The sequence below is a fragment of the Mycoplasmopsis lipofaciens ATCC 35015 genome, assembly GCF_000686585.1.
In the GTDB taxonomy this organism is placed as follows: Bacteria; Bacillota_I; Bacilli_A; order Mycoplasmatales; family Metamycoplasmataceae; genus Mycoplasmopsis; species Mycoplasmopsis lipofaciens.
Genome location: NZ_JMKY01000004.1, coordinates 92,389 through 110,993, shown reverse-complemented (window position 1 = coordinate 110,993; position 18,605 = coordinate 92,389). Strand labels below are relative to the sequence as shown.

Here is an 18,605-nt window from a genome sequence, read left to right as displayed (position 1 = left end):
TTTATCCTTCCTTTGTTACTCTTGGTAAGTTTGGTCTTGATGGATTAGCTACATCATAAGCAAATTGTAATGAATATGTAAATAATCCTGCCACGCCACCAACACGAGAAACTTCTCAATATGTATCAACTTCCATAAGTGGAACAACTGGTGCTCCATCACGAATAATTTTTTCTAATGCCGCAATAACTGCGAATACTTTTTTCTCGGTTCAACCTTCAATCGTTTCTTCCTTAGTAAATTGATTTGAAAAGAAACTCAAATGACGCTTATTAAAATCACTAGCATCTTCATCGTCTTTTACAAATACTAATTCAAGAATTTTGCTTCAAATTGAACGATCTCAAATTCTTAATCTCTTTCTAGTTTTTTCTGCTAATTCAGGAAAAATAGAAATAACTTTATCAATACTTTTTTCATATCTAAAACCTAATTTTTCGAAATATTTTTGATATGTTCAGCCACCTGAAGGATTGTTTCTAAATCCTGTTTGTTTTTGATTAGCTTTATTTATTTCATCTGTTTTGAAAAAAGCTTTTACATAACTATATGTATCAGAACCGAAGGCATCAAAGTTACGATACAATAAATCAAATTGACCAGTTGTTCTTGAATCTTCATAAACATTTTCTGGTAACCCTTTAATTTCAATTTCTACAAAATCACCAAAAGCTTTTTTCATAAAGTCTTGTAATGCTATACCAGCGTTTTGTTGTTCATCTGTTGAGTTAGAAATATATTTAAGATGAACTTTTTCAACACCAGGGTGTGTTTTTTTAAATTCTTCTAAGTAGAATCTTGCAATATCTAAATGATATGCTTTATCAGTTCTATCAACATGTTCAAAATTATAAATTTTAGACAAGTGATCAATATGTGAATAATTTTGAACTGGGATTGATTTTAATTTTTTATTTAAATTTAATTTTTGTTGTTTTTCAACTTCGGTTAATTCACTATCTTTTTTACCTTTAAATGCATTATAAAATTCATCAAATTGATATTTAGTATACATAAAATCATGATCAAAAGACATTTCAACAGGATCTCCAAAACTTGAAGAACCGTTACCAAAAGCGGTTCAAGTTATAACAGGATAAGAAGAGTTTCATCCAACAATATTTAGCATTGAATCACGATCTATAGCATAATAAATTGCATTTCTTAAATTCTCGTCTTGAATATATGAGGAACCATTAGTTTCTTGATCTAAATTAAACGCAAGAGCAATAGTACCAAATCCTGCTGACTTATTCATATTTTTTCTATATTCTAAATTTGTTCAGTAATTTAATTGTTGAACAGCAGGAATTCTTGTTGCAGCAATATAATTATCATCATACATTGCTGAATTAATATTTGGATCTGAACTAAAGAAAATTTTTATTTTATTACTAATTGTTTTATCAGCTGAATAATATTGATTGTTTTTCTTTAACATTATATATCCTTGAGGACCTAATACTAAATCATCAATATCAAAAGCACCATTAGTTAAAAACTTAGATTTATCTAAACCAAATTCAGTTATTCCACCGATACTTTCAACAAATTTTCTATTTATTGGAATTAAATCTGTTAAATCACGATAGCCATTAGTAATAGAAGTAGGTTGATATGAATCATATTCAACTCTTACAGAATACTCATCAAAAGCAAATGTTCTAAATTCAAAGAAATCTCTTGGTTTGAAATTTAAAATATCATCATTAGAAAGAACATTCTCACCTTTATATAATTTGTTTACTGCATCATTATAAATGTTTGGATTTTCTTCATCAAATTTAATATTATTTAATCTTATTTTTAACAATTTGCTTGCTTTAAGTAATTTAGCAAATTCTTTATTAGTTTTTGATAAAGGATCTGAATATAAATATTTTCTTACTTTCACAGCAATACGTTGATTAATGTTTTTCAACTCTTCTTTTGTGTGTTTTGCAAGAGAATATTCAGGATTAGGCAGCATAACAATAGTTTCCTCTGCATTAAAATCAAAATCAGGTGAATATTTAATTGCATCAAATATTTCTTTATTTGAATGATTTCAATACATTCTACCGTTATAAATACCCAAATTTAAGGCAGCTTTTTTAATCGCTGCAACTTCTTCATCATCATTTGGATTTTGTGAAGATCATGGTTTATATGAAGAACTAAATACATCATATACATAATGATCACCTTGCTTTATTAATTCAGGGTAACCAAAAGGATTGATATATGGCTTTTTATGTTTTTTAATATATTGTTGTTGCGCTTCAATCATTTCACTACTTGATTTAAATTTACGTTGTAATGTAGCAGTTTGTTTTTGACTACCAGTATTTAAATCTAAAATATAATGCATTGCATCAACATAATCATCTGCTTGAACTGGGTCTCCATTACTTCATTTACTTTCACCTTCATTTAACAAAATGTGCATAGATAAAATATTGTTATTTTTTGTAAAAATACCTGAAATAGGTTGATATTCACCAGTTTTGCCAATAGAATTTCCTGTTGTTGCTCCAAATTGATCTAATGAATAAAAACGTCCAGACACTGATTTTGCAGCATTTTCATGATTTTTTAAAAAGTCTTCCATTGTATTACTATTAGCATCATTACCAAAAATACCCATTGGAATTTCTGGTAAGTTCAAAATTCTTTTTACAGATTCATTTGGACCTGTTTTTAAAGGACCTTCTACAAGAGTGGGTAGTATTTTATTTACTGAAGCAAATTTAATGTAATTTAAAGAGTTAATAGGATTTGTTGCTAAACCTAAATCATAAGTACTAGAATCTCTATTATATTGTTTAGTAGTTGGATTTTGCTTTTCACTTGCGTTTGAACAGCTGGCAATCATCAATGTTGAACCAACTACAATAGGCATTCCTAAATTTAATAATATTTTTTTTCTCATATTTTATCTCCTAACTTATGAATTAAGCTATAACACCATTAAATTGGTGATCAACTTTAATTCTTGTTTCATACTCTTTATTTACATTAGGGTTTGTTCAGTGTTTAAATACTGCTATTGGTGCTTGAGAAAATGTTTTACCATTTTCAGATACTGATTCATTTTCTCCTAAATCCATTTCTAAGACTTTATTACCTTTTGCATCAGCAAAATACACTCTATATTCATGTCCTGGAGTTAATAATCTATCACGATATTGTGACATTACTGCATAATCAGACACCCAAGCTGTAAACCCTTTTCCTATATGTGTTCCATTTTTATCAGTGTAATTATATTCTTCATCATCTAATGTATGACGAACACTCTTATCACCATTCATGAATTTTTCTTCATTTTCAGGATTTTGTGTTTTGTAATAAAACATATTATTAGTATGTTGTTTAGTTATATGTAATTTTTTCACTTCACCTGTTTTTACATCTTCAAAAGCAATAAATTCTGCTTGACTTGCAACATCGTTTGATAAATAACCAAACATTGCAACAGCATCTTTATCACTATCTCTTCAAATTGTTGATAATGTTCTCTTACCTACACCTTGTGATTGTATATAAAATTGTCAATAAGCTTCAACTCTATTTGTTACTTTTTCATTCTTAAGGTTTTTAATTCTAATTGTATCATCTTCAACAGGTTTTCCTTGATCATCATACATTTGGAAGTTTAAAAATTCACGATATCATCTATCTTTAAATCAACCATTATTTATTGTTCTAAATGAACCAAAGAAACTATTACTATATGCACTAATACCATCGTTGAAATCTTTATTATTTGCAAACACTTTTTGTTTATATTTTAAACCTAAATTATCAGCAACACGTTTTCTTTCTTCATCATCATATGTTTCTGATTCAAAAATAATATTCTTGATACCAATTTTACTTGAGCCAGCATCAAATTTATTTAATAAATTATTTCACTTAGCAGTGGCTTCTCCATCAACAACATATTCTAAACCGGTTGTAGCTTCAGAAATACCTGTAAGAAAACCAGGCATATTTCCAAACTGTTCACTTGATGGTGAATATGTTATTTGTAAATTATCACGGTTGATAATTTCTGCATAATTATATGTATAATCTGAGAAAAATTCGTTAAATTTACGTTCTGTTTTAGCCGCATAATATTCAATAACATTATTAGTTGGTTTTGCTTTTTTAAAGAATCCATTGATCATATTTGACATAACGCCAATTAATGACGTATCATTATGATTTATATAACGCGCTATAACTTGATCACTAAATGTTTGAATTTTATTTTCAAATATCATAACTTCAAACATACCTAATTGATTTAATTGTAAATTATTCTCATAAGCAAATGATTGAAATGTTTTTAAGAATTCATCAATATCGATTTCTCATTTTTCTTTATTAGGATCAATAACATTAAATCCTTCAACTTTTAATAAACCATAACCAAGTTTTTGATCAAATACTCATGCTAAATCATGGTTATCTAAAATATCTTGCATTGTAAAATATTGAATATTCATAGCTAATTTACTTTCACTATATCTTCTCATAATTTCATTAGCTAATCTTTGTTTATCATTTGAATTCAATAATTCTAAATATTTATCTTTCGATTCTTGATCTAAAATTTTATCTTTATCTAGGGCTTTTTGGAAATTCAATTTAAATAAATCTATATCAAATTTTTGTTGCACATATGAAATATCTCAATTTACTACTTTGTTTACTTTATCTAAAGTTGCTTTAGATAAATCGATAGATGTAAAGTCAATAAATTCATCAAAATTATCTTTAAATTTAATATTTTTACCAAATAGTTTTGTTCCGCCTTGATTTACAAAAAATGAATCAAATAAACTATTATCAATATTATCACTTAAACTATTTACATTTAATGCTAAATTATTAAAATTAGTAAAATCAGGAACATTTCCCAAATAAGAACTATCTTTTGGCAAGACATTATTTTTATTGTCTTGCAACAATCATGTTGATTCTGATTTATTAATACCAATAATTTTTCCAACATATTGACTATAGTTAGATAAAAGTTTTCTAAATTTAAATATCTCATCATACCCAGCTGGTAAATAGCTTAAAAAACCTATTGTATGTAATGAATCATCTAATTTAACATTAGGAATAAATTGTTTTTTATTTGCTACATGTAGCACTTGGCCCATAGATCTTGAAAATTGATCTAAATTATTAGGTGGTTGCGCAGCTATAAACATATATTTAATTTTATCTACCAAATTAGGTAATGGAACTCTTGGTATTTTTTCAACATTTAAGAAGAATGATCTATCAGTAAAACTATTTTCGTTTAATTCGTTACCTTCTTTGTCATAAATTTTAACACGTCTATTTGGATCTAATAATCCACCATTTATTACATCTCTGTTTCTAATTTGATCCATAAATGACAATTGAGCAGGTATATTAAATCCATCCGGAAAACTCTTTGGCAATAACGATTTTAGATGTGAATATTCTAATATTAATTTACTATCTAAATCAATGTTAGTATCTGAATCATCTCAACCATTTATTGAAAATTTTTCAACTATTAATGATTTAATTGATGATCTAATTGTTTCAATTTGTTTATTTACATATTCTAACGCGCCAGCATCATAATATGGAGAATTTGTATCTTCTAAATCAACATTTAGTGGAACTTTTATAACAGGTACTAATTCGTAAATATCATTACCATTAGCATCCTTCACAGCATTACCATTAGCATCTAATTTTAGATGTTTAGTTTTCATAGCAACTTCTGTAATTTCGACATATTTTCCATCTGCGTTTTTTCTACCCTTAACAATTATTGGTTCAACTTCACCATTAATGTTTTCGAATTCAATTTCTTTGCCGCTACCATCTTTTAAAATACCTTTTAAAATTGCTAAAGAACCTGGTGTAAATACATAACTTTGTTTTGTTTCATCTCATACTAAATATTTAGCAGTTCCATTGAACACACTAGGATTTAATGTTCCTGATAAATGATCCAATGAGTTCATAATTCAAATATCAAATGCTTGTAAATATTTTTCATCCTTACCAGTTAAATTATTTGCAGCTCTACGGGCTCTTACAGCATCAATAATGCCTTTAAATGTTAATAAGAAACGACGTTTTTTATTATTAATTGTTTCTTTAATATCATTGTCATCTAATTTAGTTCCTCAAATATCAGCTTCTTTTTCATCTTCATACTCAAGTTTAAATGAACCATCAGATTGTTCAACCATTTTTGGTAATTTTCAAACACCATATTCACCATAGTCTACAACAACATTATTTTCATCTAATAAACGTGTAGTGCCAATATTTAAGTGTGTACGTGCTTTTAAATATAATTCTAAAACATTCTTATTGTAATAATTATCAATTCTTGAAGGTGTACCAGGTGTTAATGAACTAACATACAATGGATTAGAACCTTTATCCCCTAAATCACTTGCTGAATTTAATGTCATATGGTGGCCATATTCATGAGCTCCAACAAATTTTAAGAAATCAGTTGAAATACCTTTAAAATTAGGATCACTCATTTTTAAAATAGCTCATAAACCAACACGTGTATCTTTTGTAAATCCTAAATAAGGACCATTAACAATTCTATAATCCATAACGCCTTTTTCATTAATAAATGACTCTAGGTGTTCCCCATTTAATCATTCCCCTGAATAAGGAACGTTTGTTAATAATTGTCTTGTCAATCCTTGATATGCATCAGCAAACACACTATAACCTTTTACAGATTTATTTGTAATTGGATCTTTAACTTTACCGTCTTCTTTTATGATAACTGGTGCAACTGTTTTATTATATTTTAGTGTTGCAAATAAATCATTAATTGCACTTAGTCTTCTATCATTTTTAGTATCTTCAACATTTGCGTCTAAATGGTATTTTAAATAATATTGATTATAATTATCTCCAAAATCAACTTCACCAGGTTTTCTTGTTTCTCTTAAGGTAATTACTAATTTTGAATCTTTTTTATCAATATTTGTTAAATTCATTTTATGAATAAATTTATTAATTTCTTCAGGTTGAGCATTTTTGTCTACAACACCTTTTTTAGTTAAAATGTCAATCAATTCAATTCTAGATTTTGCAACAATTAAATCATTAGCACTTTGTAATTCGTCACCTAAATTATTAGAATCATATAGTGTTTCTTGTCTATTTTTATTAACCAATAATTTAACTTTAATTTCTCTCATTTTTTCAACAGAAAACTTAATAGCGGTGCGATATACTTCATCTAATCTAACATCTTTGTCACTGTCAGAAATATATAATTTAAAGTAATTTTTAAAATCTAATAAAAATTCCTTAACTTTTAAAATTTTATCATCAAGATTTTTAATACTTGAAATATATTTATCAACTGCTGAATTTAGAAAAACTCTACGATCAAATGGACTTGTAATAGTTGCTGGATCATATTTAATAGAATCATCAATTTCGTATTCATTGTCTCCAAAATATTCAAGCAAATTATCATAACTATCTTTTAATTCTTCTATTTCATTATATCTAGTTTCAATATCAGATATTTGTTGTTCTAAATCAGCAATACGTGTTTCTATATTATTAAGTTCCACATCAATTTCTGCTTGTCTATCTAATTTATCTTTGTATGCTGATTCAGGTTGTCCTTGATTTTTTAACTCATCTATTTCTTCTTGTAAAGAATTTCATTCATCTTCTAATTCAGATTTAGTATTTTCTTCAGTTTCTTTTTCATTATTAATTGGATTATATTCGTCTTGTTCAATTTTTGTTAATTGTTCATCTAATTCATCAATTTTGTTTGAATTATTTTCAACAAATCATTTTCCATACATTAAATATAAATATTTATCTTTATTATCATTTTGAAAATTTTTATTATTCATTATTGAACGTAAATAACTTGTTGTTGAATCAATAGCTTTTTCAAAATCTAATTTTAAATAAAGTTCCTTCAATAATTTTTGAACATTATCGATTTTTGTTTTATACTCTTGAATTGATTTATCTTTTTTAAATGATTTTGAAAGTTCTCGTGTAATATTTGCAATTTTTACACCTAAATTAGATAATTCTTCGTTTATGAATTCTTTTTGTAAATCGTTAGCATCAAAATAACTATATATTTTCATAGTATAGTTTTTAAATAAATCTTGTAATTTGTTTATATAAGCTTTAGACTCAGGAGAAATTTCTGCTGTTTTTTGCGAAATACTATCTGCCATAGCAATTAAATTAGCAGCTAATTGAACAGCTCTTTTAGGAATATTGTCAACAACCATTTGTTGTTTTTCAACATAAGTTGATGTGTTATCAATTAAATCGAAAAATTTATCAAGAATTTCATCTTTAGCATTACCAATTTCAGTTGATCTAATTTCATCTTTAGCATCTTGTCTAGCTTGAATTGTATTAAATCTTCCAGATAAAAATTTCAACTGAATAAGCTTTTTATATTCATCATTTAATTCATTAATAATGTTTGAATATTCTTCTAATTTATCATTAAATTTAGAAATAGAATCATTAAATCCTGATGATTCTTTTTTAGCATCTAATGCTTCTTTTAAAGATGTTAATTCACTAGAAGTATTAGTAAGATCTAATTCTTTGCTTATTTCATTTTCCTCTTTTAAAATTTCTTCAACACTTTTTTGAATATTATTTTGTAATTGAATTCATAACTCTTCGGTTTGTGTTGGATCACTCTTGTTAACATTTGGTTTGTAAAATGGAAAAATTTCATTGACTTCTTTACGTTTTGTTTTTTGGTCCTTATCAAGTTGATCGGTGGTTGTATGTAATTGTTTAATGTTTTCTACTTCACGTTTATAGTCTGTATTATTTAAAATTTCATTAAAAATATCTAATTTATTTTTACTTGTTTGGAAATTATCGAATTTGCTATTTGTTGCTTTTTCTTTAGCTGAAAAATCAGATAATGCTTCATCATATGAACGAGACAATGAAGCAACTCCATTTAATAATGCTTCAATATTTATAGTAAATGAACGACGTAACTCTCTAGCATTATTTCTAAGTCTAACCATAAATTTTCTTGAATATTCAGGAACAAAATTACCAAATCCAGGATTATCAATAACATTAGACAATTCTGAAACAAATCTATCACTGATACTAATAAATATGCGATATGTTTCTCGATCATTCTCAACTTCTGATAATCTTTCCTCAAGATTCTTGCGAATAATAGAATATGATTTGACAAATTCTTTATTCATTCTAATTGAATCGTTAATATTTCTTATTTCAATAGTAGTCTGATCAATTTTAGCTTCTACAGTAGCTCTCTCAGCATCATTTTTTGCATTATTATATTCAAGTGAAAATTGATCTAATTCTTGAGCTTTTTGTGCTGCTAATGTTCTAGATAGCAACAATTGTTGGTCTAAACCACTTTCATAATCTGTAAAAATTTTAATTTGATCTAATATTAATTGTTTTGCTCTATCATTAGCTGTTTCATTTGTGCCTTGTAGAGTTTCTTTATATTTATTAATTAATGATAATTTAGCGGTATCTAAAGTTGTTTTAGCAACATTTAATTGCTCTTTTAAAGCATTATACTGTCTTTCTAAATTAGAAACATTTTCTTCTAATTTAGAAACATCTCCATTATTTTCAATATAGATATCAAATGCTGGCTCAATATCTAGACTTTTAATTCTATTTAAAGTAATTTCAGCTCTTGATTTAAATCAATTAATTAACATTTGAGATGCTTCAATTGCTTTGGATTTAGCTTTTGATCTTAAATTAGTTACATAGTTAATAAGTTCTGTATATTTTTTATTTACTTCATCATTTGTAAATGTAGGAGTATTGGTTAAAAAGTCTAATTTAAATTTAATAATGCGTCTGTCTAAAGAAGTTAATAAAGCTTCTGCAGAATCTTCAATATATTGATCTCTTTCAGCAATTTGTTTTTTAACTTGTTTAATTGCTAATTTAAAATCTTCATTTAATTGATATAAATTTAAAATTTGACTAAATGATAAATATCAAGTTTCGTTTTTATATTTATTTTCTCAATCTTGAGCTTTATTTATAGATTCAATGAATAATTTATGAATTTGAATTTTGTCATTAATATCTTGTGTCTCTGAATGTGATATTTTTTTAGCTAAATTTAGTCTTTCTTTAACTAAATTTAGTAATAAATCAAAATCACCTGGCTGAGCAGACTTGATTTTATTCATTAAATTCTCATAATATAGTTTAAATCCATTTTTAATACTTGGAATTCTACTGCTTGGCATACCATTATATGCATAGTTTAAATATTCTTCTAACACTTCATAAGAAGTTGCTGTGAAACGTAGAAATGCGTTTCTATCAGGAAATACAGGTTCTGAACCTGATGTACCTAATAATTTATAATTTTCAGGTAGATCAATACTATTTGTAAATCATTTACCCATTATTGTGCTAACACTATCAACATTCTTAGCAGATGAATCTCAAGTTAAATTTTCATGAGCTATTTTCTTTTCATATAATTCATTAGATCTTTGACCTAATTGTTGATATTCTTCTTGTAATTCTTTAAAATTTAGAGTTATAGCACTATTTGGATATTTCTTTTTAAATTCTTCTTCTAGTGATTTTAATTTTGTTGAATAAACATAAACCTCAGTATTGTTTTCATTAGAATTTGGATCGGTTAATCTATCCTTTTCACTTCTAAATCATCCGTCTAAATTATAGAAATCTCTTCAATTTAATTGAGCTGATGTCGAAAGATCAATTAAACTTTCAGATGAAATTATTTGGTTTGGTAAATATGCAATATCATTTGTGTAATAAATATATGGTTCGTACTTTGGTCTTGTGTAACTTTTTTGACCATCTTGACCTAAAATTGGAGCTGTTAGTTCTTTTAATGATTCGTCATAGTTAAAATACAACGCATCATAATTCGTTGCTTTATCTTTTAAAACACTTGGTTCAATAGTTTTAGGATCTTCATCATCAGTAAGTGCATTTTTATATAAATCATTATTCTTATATTCAAAAAGTTTAATAATAGTTTCTTTTAATTCATTTTTAAATTTATAATCTTTTAAAAAGTCATCAACCAATATTGTAAGAGATCTTGATCTTGAATTTAATTCATTTAGTCTATTATCAATTTCTGTTTTTCTATCTATTTTCTTATTTTTAACTTCGCTTGAAAAAACTTGTTGTGATTTTTCATTTATTTTATTTTCAGCATTCTGAAGAGAAGACACTATATTTTTTAATATATTCTCAATTTTTTGTTTATTTTGTTGTAAAGTGTTTAATTCTCTTTCCTCATCATCATATGGTGAATTTGACTCTTTCAAATTATTAATTCTTATTTCTAAATCAGATATTTGTTGACTTAATGTTTGAATTTCTTGTTCTTTATTTTGTTTCTGAGATGTTAAATTGTTAATCTTATTTCTTAGATTTGTTAATTCATTATTAAGTATTTCATTGTTATTAATTTCGTTTATTAATGTATCTAATTCTGTTGTAAGTAACGAAATTTCTTCTTGAGTTTCTAGTAATGTATTGAAATATTCTAAAAAATCATTAAAATCTTTGTCATTTCAACCAGCTTTGATTGCAATAGTTTTTAAATTATCTTCATATTTGTTAAATAATTCGATAATTCTATTTTTAGAATCGTTAAAACCTCTAACAATTTCTCTACTTTTATCACTTGTAAATCTAGTCCCACCTGCCGCATATTGAACATCAGCAAAAGAACGGAAAAGGTTAAATGTTGTGCCATCATCAAAAACAACATTTAAATATCTATCTAACGTATCTTCAGAGTCTAAATATAGATTTGGATCAATAGATACAAAACTAATTTTTTTCTCAACAAGATTTAATGAATCTATATCTTTTAAAAGTTCGTATTTGTCAAATTCTAAATATTTGGCTAATTTTGATTTCAAATTTTTCTTAGCTTCTGTTTCATTAGAACCATTTATCAACAATAAATAATCATTTGGAATTTCATATCTTCCTTTTTCAACATTGTTAATTGGTTTAGCTAAAGATTTAACTTTAGAAACTCAATTTGAATTCTTAACAACAAAAACTTTTTTACCAATTAATGAACGATAATCATGAATATTTCTAAATTGAAATCTTTCAAGCGTTGTATTATTAATGTTAACCAATGAATTATATTTAGGAACACTACTTAAAAATGTTTTCAATTCTTCGCTTGTTAATAATTTATTATTAAGTTTATAAAGCAATGATTCTTGAGCATTACCTTGTCCAGCCGTTTCTGAATAAAGAGGGAGCGCGCCAAAAAATGCATCAGGGAAAAACTGAATAGTGGTATATTCTTTATTTTTGTTTGCGTGCGAACCTAAAGTAATAGAATTACCTTTTTGTTCAACACCTTTAACAATAGAAAATGATTTTAGAGTAATTATTTCAGGACCTCACGATACATTATTCATGAATCATTGTGTAAATTTAAAAAATTCTTTTGGACTTACAGCTTCAATATATTCATTGTAAAAAGTAAATGTACCATAATTAATTTTTTGAATTGGTAATGATTTATTTTCTTTGTAATACTTATCCAAAAAATCTTCAATAGTTTGACCATTGAGTGTATTGTTATTAATATCATAATCTCCAATATATTTTGTTTTATCCGAACTTATAAATGATGCTTTTGCCTCATTTGTTTGAGCAAATGTATTTCTTAAATATGCTGGTGAAGTTGGATTAACTTTACCTTTTTTAGCATCTGAATTTTGTGAATATCCATATATTGAACCAAGAGTAATTGCTGTTGCAGCAACCAAGACTCCAGCTGATAATACATATTTAGGTCATACAAGAGTTCTAAAATTTAATTTAGGTTTCTTTTTCATATGTTTCCTTCCATATTTTAATTGCATATTATTACCAAAAATATAATCATCTAAATAAATTAAAGTGTGCTAGTCCAACTAGCACACCTATAAAATTAGTATGAAACTAGAATGGAAAATTAATAACAAAATCAGAATTTCTTTGGGAAATTCATAATGCTCTTAATATTTAGGCATGTGATTTTGCTCATTGCTTCCATCCTTATTTATATTGATAATAATGATTATATTTTAGCATAAAACATAATTTTTAGTTCTTTTTTCATTTTATTTTAAAAAAATACCAATTGAAACTATTTTATAGATATAAAAAATAAATACAGTTAATAAAATTAATTTTTATGAAAAATTAGAGTATTGCTATATTTTCAAATTCCTATATTTTTTCGTCTTATACTTTGCTCAATGCTTTTCAATTTATTTATGTAACCCTTCAATTTTGAATCATTAATTCAGTATGGAGAAAATTTATTTAAAGAAACATAATTTACTCTAGCTAAGCCGTTTAATATTAATAATTCTGATAAATCTTTATTGTCACATCAAACAATACAAACTCAGCGATTATATTTATCATTGGATATCTTTTTTAGCGAAATAGGTTTTTGATAAGTAATACTTCTAATAAATGATTTTGCTTTTGAAGCATAAAAATTTTCTAATTTACTTAAATCGTTTTTTACAAACAATTTGCTAGTTTCAGGCGTATCAATACCAAATAATCTAACCTTTAAATTTTTATTAATTTTTATTGTATCACCATCAATAACCGAATAGGGTCATTCTACTTTTTTTGTTTCAAAATTTAATGTATTTGAATTGATGCAACCGCAACTTAAAAAAGATAAAAATAAACTTATACCTTTCAATAATTTTCATTTCATATTTTATATTTAATTGAAAAATAAATTTAATTTAGAATTTGAAAAAAAATAATAAAAAAGTACCAAAAATGGTACATAAGTATAAATTAAGCTTTATTTTGTGATCCAAATTCATGTATTTTTTGTTTAACTGTTTCACACATTGCTTTATAACCAGGAGCATATAGTTTTCTAGGATCAAAATTTTTGCCTTTTAAATCTTCGCCAGCTAAAACGTATTCTCTTAAGGCTTTGTGATTTGCTTGTTGCAATTCTGTATTAACATTAATTTTTGTAACACCTAAACTAATTGCTTTTTGTATTTGGTCAGTAGGAATTCCTGAGCCACCATGTAAAACAATACCAATTCCAGCTGCATTGCTAATTTCAACCAATTTATCAAAATTTAATGATTTTCATGTTGAAGGATATGGTCCATGAATATTTCCAATTCCAGCTGCTAAAACATCAATTCCTAATTCAGCCATTTGTTTAGCTTCACTTGGATCAGCAAATTCTCCAGATCCAATAATGCCATCTTCTTCGCCTCCAATAGTTCCAACTTCAGCTTCAATTGACATATCGTGTTTTTTAGCTAATTTAACTAAATGTTGTGTTTTTTCATAATTTTCTTCAAAAGGAAGATGTGAACCATCAAACATAATAGATGTATATCCTGCTTTAATTGCATTTAAACAACCTTCATATGAACCGTGATCTAAATGTAAAGCAACAGGAACGGTTATTTTATAATCTTTTACCATTGCCTTTACCATTGAAACAACTATATTCATTCCACCCATATATTTAATTGCACCTTCACTTGTTGCCACAATAATTGGTGATTTTTCTTCTTCAGCAGTTAATAAAACTGCTTTCGCTCATTCTAAATTATTGATATTGATATGTGGTACTGCATATTTACCTTTTTTTGCTTTTTTTAGCATATTTTTCGCGTTTTTAATCATAATAACTCCTTTTATTTAAGACCTGTTCTAGTAGATCATAAACCTTCTTCATTTCTTATAAAGCGAGAATCCACTGTAAGCAAACGATATAGTTCGCCTATTTTGTTAATTCTGATTTTGTCATAACTTTTTCCTTTTAAATCAGCTTCTTCCATTCATTTATTTTTTAATTCTGTTTCGACTTCATTAAAAATTTTATCAAATTCAACATAATAATTGTTTGAACATTCTTTTAGAGTATATTCGACAACAATATCTAACATTGTCTTCATTTTAAACCTCCTACTATAATTATCATTATTATTAATATTATAAATAGTAATCTCAAATTGACAAATTAATAACAATTAAATTTGATTTTTTAAATAATTGAATATCATTATTTTTAAATTAACATTAGTTAGTTAATATAAAATTCATCATAAATGAAAAATAATAAGATATAAATTGTAATGTTTCATTTTGTGTTGAAAAACCAAGAATTTATCTACTTAGTTTTTATTTTTTGTACAACCTAAAAATTAATGTAAGTAATAATTTATAATTAATAAGTAAATATATTCAAATATAAGGAGAAAATATGTTAAATATAGTACTTTTTGAACCAGAAATACCGCCAAATACAGGAAACATAATAAGAACTTGTTTTGCTTTAGGTGCGAAACTACATATAATTAAACCCATAAGTTTTGATTTAGATCCTAAATATTTATCTCGCCCTGCTGCAGGTAGATTATTAAGTGATATTCAACATGAAATTCATGATTCATATCAAGATTTTTATAAAAAATATAAGAATAAAAATATTTTTTACTTGACAAGATATGGCCAAAATACATATAGTGATGTTGATTTTCAAAAAATTTATTCTAATGATAAAGAAATATGAATAATGTTTGGAAAAGAATCAACTGGTATTGATAAATATATCTTAAAAAATAATTTGAAAAATTGTTTAAGAATTCCAATGGTGAGCGAAATGAGAAGCATTAATTTAGCTAATTGTGTGGCAATAGTAGGTTTTGAAATAATGAGACAATTAAATTTTATAAATCTAAATAAGTTTGAAACTCAAAAAGGTAGAGATTTTTTAATTAATTATGAGTAAATTTAATAGAAAAGATGTTATTACAAGTATTAAAAACCCAATAATTCAAGAAGTTTTAAATATACAAAAAAATCAAAAAAACAATGATTTATTTGTAGGCGAAGGAATAAACATTTACTACGAAAGTTTAAAACATAAATCGTTAGTATATTCCTTAGAGTTATATAATGAAAATAATAATTATATTTCTAACACCTCCATAATTATTAGCGATAATGTATTAAAAAAAATCAGTAGCTATAAAAATCCATTTAATCTTATAGGAGTTTATAAAAAAAATCAAATTATAAAACAACATAATAAAATTTTATTTTTAGATAATGTTCAAGACCCTGGAAATATTGGCACATTGATAAGAACTGCTACTGCATTTCAATTTGATGCTGTATATAATAAAAACAATTTTTTTACACCAAAAATAATTAATTCAACACAAGGTTCAATATTTAATATATATTTAGGAAAAATTGATGATACTGTTGCCGAAATTTCTAAATTAAAAGAAAATGGTTATAAAATAATTTGTGCTACCATTAACTCCGGGTCAAAAGAATTGAATAAAATTGAATTTAAGTTTGAAAAAATTGTATTAGTGCTTGGAAATGAAGGGCATGGAATAAATAAAGAAATTGAAGATCTTGCAGATTTAAAAATTTATATACCCATTTCCTTTGAAAGCCTTAATGTTGCAATTGCTGGATCAATTATTATGTATGAAATTAACCAAAATAACTATAAAAAAGACTAAGAGGTAAATGTGAAAGATAAAAAAAATAAATTTTTAAATATTGAATTTAATAGAGAATTTAATGGATATGTAACAATTGAAGTTGAAAAAAAGATTGATGATTTATTAAAAATGTACTCTGAATTAGAAAATGAAAATGCTGTTTTAAAAGATATTATTGAAAAAAATAAATCAGAGTATCAAAATAAAATAAATAAATTAAATCAAGACATTCTAGAATTAAAAATGAAAACAAACATTCAAAATTAGGGAGAAAAATGAGTGATAATGAAAAAACTTTAATAAATTGATATCCAGGTCACATGGCAAAAGGATTTAGAGAAATTAAACAAAATGCCACCTTAGCTGATGTTTTTATAATTGTTCTAGATGCAAGATGTCCAATAAGTAGTTACAATGAAGATTTTGATAGTGTTGCACCACAAAAACCAAGATTATTTGTTGTAACTAAAAGCGATTTAATGGATAGAAATAAAAAAGATTTAATACAAAAAAGATTTCAAAATGAAAAAATGTTATGACTAGACCTAAGACAATCAAAAAGTAGAAAATTAATTCTTCAAGAAATAAAAAAAATGACTAAAGAAAAAGTCATGAGAGATAAGGAAAAAGGTTTTATTTCTTCTAAAATAAAAATTTTTGTTTTAGGGATTCCTAATGCAGGTAAAAGTACACTGATTAATTTAATGTCTCAAAAAAAATCACTCAAAGTTGCAAATTATCCCGGCGTAACAAGAGTAAAAAAATGAGTAAATATTGATAATTTCTTTTTTATGGATACTCCTGGAATATTGATTCCTAAATTGACTGATCAAAATGCTGCAACAAAACTTGCGATGATAGGTTCTATTGAAACCAAAATTTTTCCGCTAAGTTTTCTTGCAAATAGTTTTTACAAAATGATAGTTCAATATTACCCTGAAAAAATAGAAAATTATTACAAAATTAAAATTAATAAATTTACCGATATAACTGATTCCGATATTTATACTTTTTTTACTGAAGTTGCTAATACGATGGGCCTAAAATATAATATTAAGAATGATTTAGATAAAGTTTATTTGCATTTTATTAATTTTGTTAAAAATTTAAAAGGTATCACATACGACTAGTAATTTTTTGTTTTTCTAAAATATATAAAAGGACATGCATATATTTACATGTCCTTTTATATTAAAATTCGTATTTTTCTGGATGCTCTTTCATCATTTTTTGAACAAATTCTTTTTTAGGCATTTTTCCGTATTTGTTCATTAAATCTATGCATTCTTCTAATTCATCAAGTGCTCATTTTTCACTTTCAAAACCTTGAACAATTGTTGAACCAGGTTTTTTTCAATTTTTATAATTGCTAAAAAATGTTTCAATATTCTTTAAAAATGGCTCAGGCAAATCATCAATATTTTTTATATTATCTAAACGATAATCATCAGCATGAACCGCAATTAATTTTGTATCTGTTTCGCCTGAATCAATCATTTTCATTGCACCTATAATACGAGCATTAAGCATTACCCCAGGAATAAATGATTCGTTTGAATATAATAATACATCTAACTCATCTCCATCTCAATCTAAAGCATTTGGGATAAAACCATAATTAGCGGGATATTTAAAGTCTCCTCTCAAAATTCTATCTACATGAATTTGACCGTCAGCACGATCGTATTCATATTTAATGTTAGATCCTTTTTGGATCTCTATTTTTATTTCTACTATTTTTGACATAACTTACTAATTATAGTAAATAAAACTATACATACTAAGAAGAAAATTTTCTTTTATATCATCTGTGTGAAGTGTAAAACAAAACCGAGAACTTAACAGATAAAACAAAAATTTTTGAAAATTAGGAAGGAACTAATTTATAATTTATTTAGTTTGTTTCAGGGAGGGTTCCTTCCTGATTTTCATTTTTTTCGATAAAAAATACAAGACCCTTTCCTGATCTTGCATTTTTATTCACCCCTTCATTTTCCTATACTTTCATTTTTATACTATATTTTTCATTCATTTGTTTCTCAAAAAATAAGTCTC

10 protein-coding genes are annotated in these 18,605 nt (G+C 25.6%); 4 read left to right on the top strand and 6 right to left on the bottom strand.

Annotation, left to right across the window (positions count from 1 at the left end):
• Position 1: 1 nt before the first annotated feature.
• From T388_RS0101495 to rpoE, 5 genes are all read right to left on the bottom strand, one after another.
• Positions 2-2,911 (bottom strand): ABC transporter substrate-binding protein, encoded by a 2,910-nt coding sequence (locus tag T388_RS0101495; protein ID WP_027120567.1) that lies wholly within the window; start codon positions 2,909-2,911, stop codon positions 2-4.
• A 22-nt stretch (positions 2,912-2,933) separates the two neighbouring features.
• Complete coding sequence (locus T388_RS03665; protein ID WP_036456808.1) at positions 2,934-12,881, bottom strand: PDxFFG protein; 9,948 nt, start codon at positions 12,879-12,881, stop codon at positions 2,934-2,936.
• Positions 12,882-13,213: 332 nt separating this feature from the next.
• Positions 13,214-13,765: a thermonuclease family protein gene (locus tag T388_RS0101480; RefSeq protein WP_027120566.1), complete on the bottom strand. Its 552-nt coding sequence runs from the start codon at positions 13,763-13,765 to the stop codon at positions 13,214-13,216.
• A gap of 86 nt (positions 13,766-13,851) precedes the next feature.
• Complete coding sequence (fba, locus tag T388_RS0101475; RefSeq protein ID WP_027120565.1) at positions 13,852-14,715, bottom strand: class II fructose-1,6-bisphosphate aldolase; 864 nt, start codon at positions 14,713-14,715, stop codon at positions 13,852-13,854.
• 8 nt (positions 14,716-14,723) lie between these two features.
• A complete protein-coding gene (gene rpoE, locus T388_RS0101470; protein ID WP_027120564.1) occupies positions 14,724-14,984 on the bottom strand; it encodes a DNA-directed RNA polymerase subunit delta in 261 nt (86 codons plus the stop codon).
• 308 nt (positions 14,985-15,292) lie between these two features.
• On the opposite strand from rpoE, the gene T388_RS0101465 reads away from it, so the two are divergent.
• The 4 genes from T388_RS0101465 to ylqF are packed head-to-tail and all read left to right on the top strand — an operon-like array spanning position 15,293 to position 17,680.
• A complete protein-coding gene (locus T388_RS0101465) occupies positions 15,293-15,820 on the top strand; it encodes a tRNA (cytidine(34)-2'-O)-methyltransferase (RefSeq protein ID WP_027120563.1) in 528 nt (175 codons plus the stop codon).
• Positions 15,813-16,568 (top strand): TrmH family RNA methyltransferase, encoded by a 756-nt coding sequence (locus T388_RS0101460; protein WP_036456800.1) that lies wholly within the window; start codon positions 15,813-15,815, stop codon positions 16,566-16,568. Before T388_RS0101465 ends, T388_RS0101460 begins: the two co-directional genes overlap by 8 nt.
• Positions 16,569-16,577: 9 nt before the next feature.
• Positions 16,578-16,817: an MAG0865 family DivIVA-related protein gene (locus T388_RS0101455; protein ID WP_027120561.1), complete on the top strand. Its 240-nt coding sequence runs from the start codon at positions 16,578-16,580 to the stop codon at positions 16,815-16,817.
• Between the two features lie 8 nt (positions 16,818-16,825).
• The gene (gene ylqF / locus T388_RS0101450) at positions 16,826-17,680 is read left to right on the top strand and encodes a ribosome biogenesis GTPase YlqF (RefSeq protein WP_027120560.1); all 855 of its coding nucleotides are present in this window, start codon (positions 16,826-16,828) and stop codon (positions 17,678-17,680) included.
• A gap of 61 nt (positions 17,681-17,741) precedes the next feature.
• Here ylqF and T388_RS0101445 read toward each other — a convergent pair whose 3' ends face one another.
• Positions 17,742-18,296 (bottom strand): inorganic diphosphatase, encoded by a 555-nt coding sequence (locus tag T388_RS0101445; protein WP_027120559.1) that lies wholly within the window; start codon positions 18,294-18,296, stop codon positions 17,742-17,744.
• Positions 18,297-18,605: the final 309 nt, after the last annotated feature.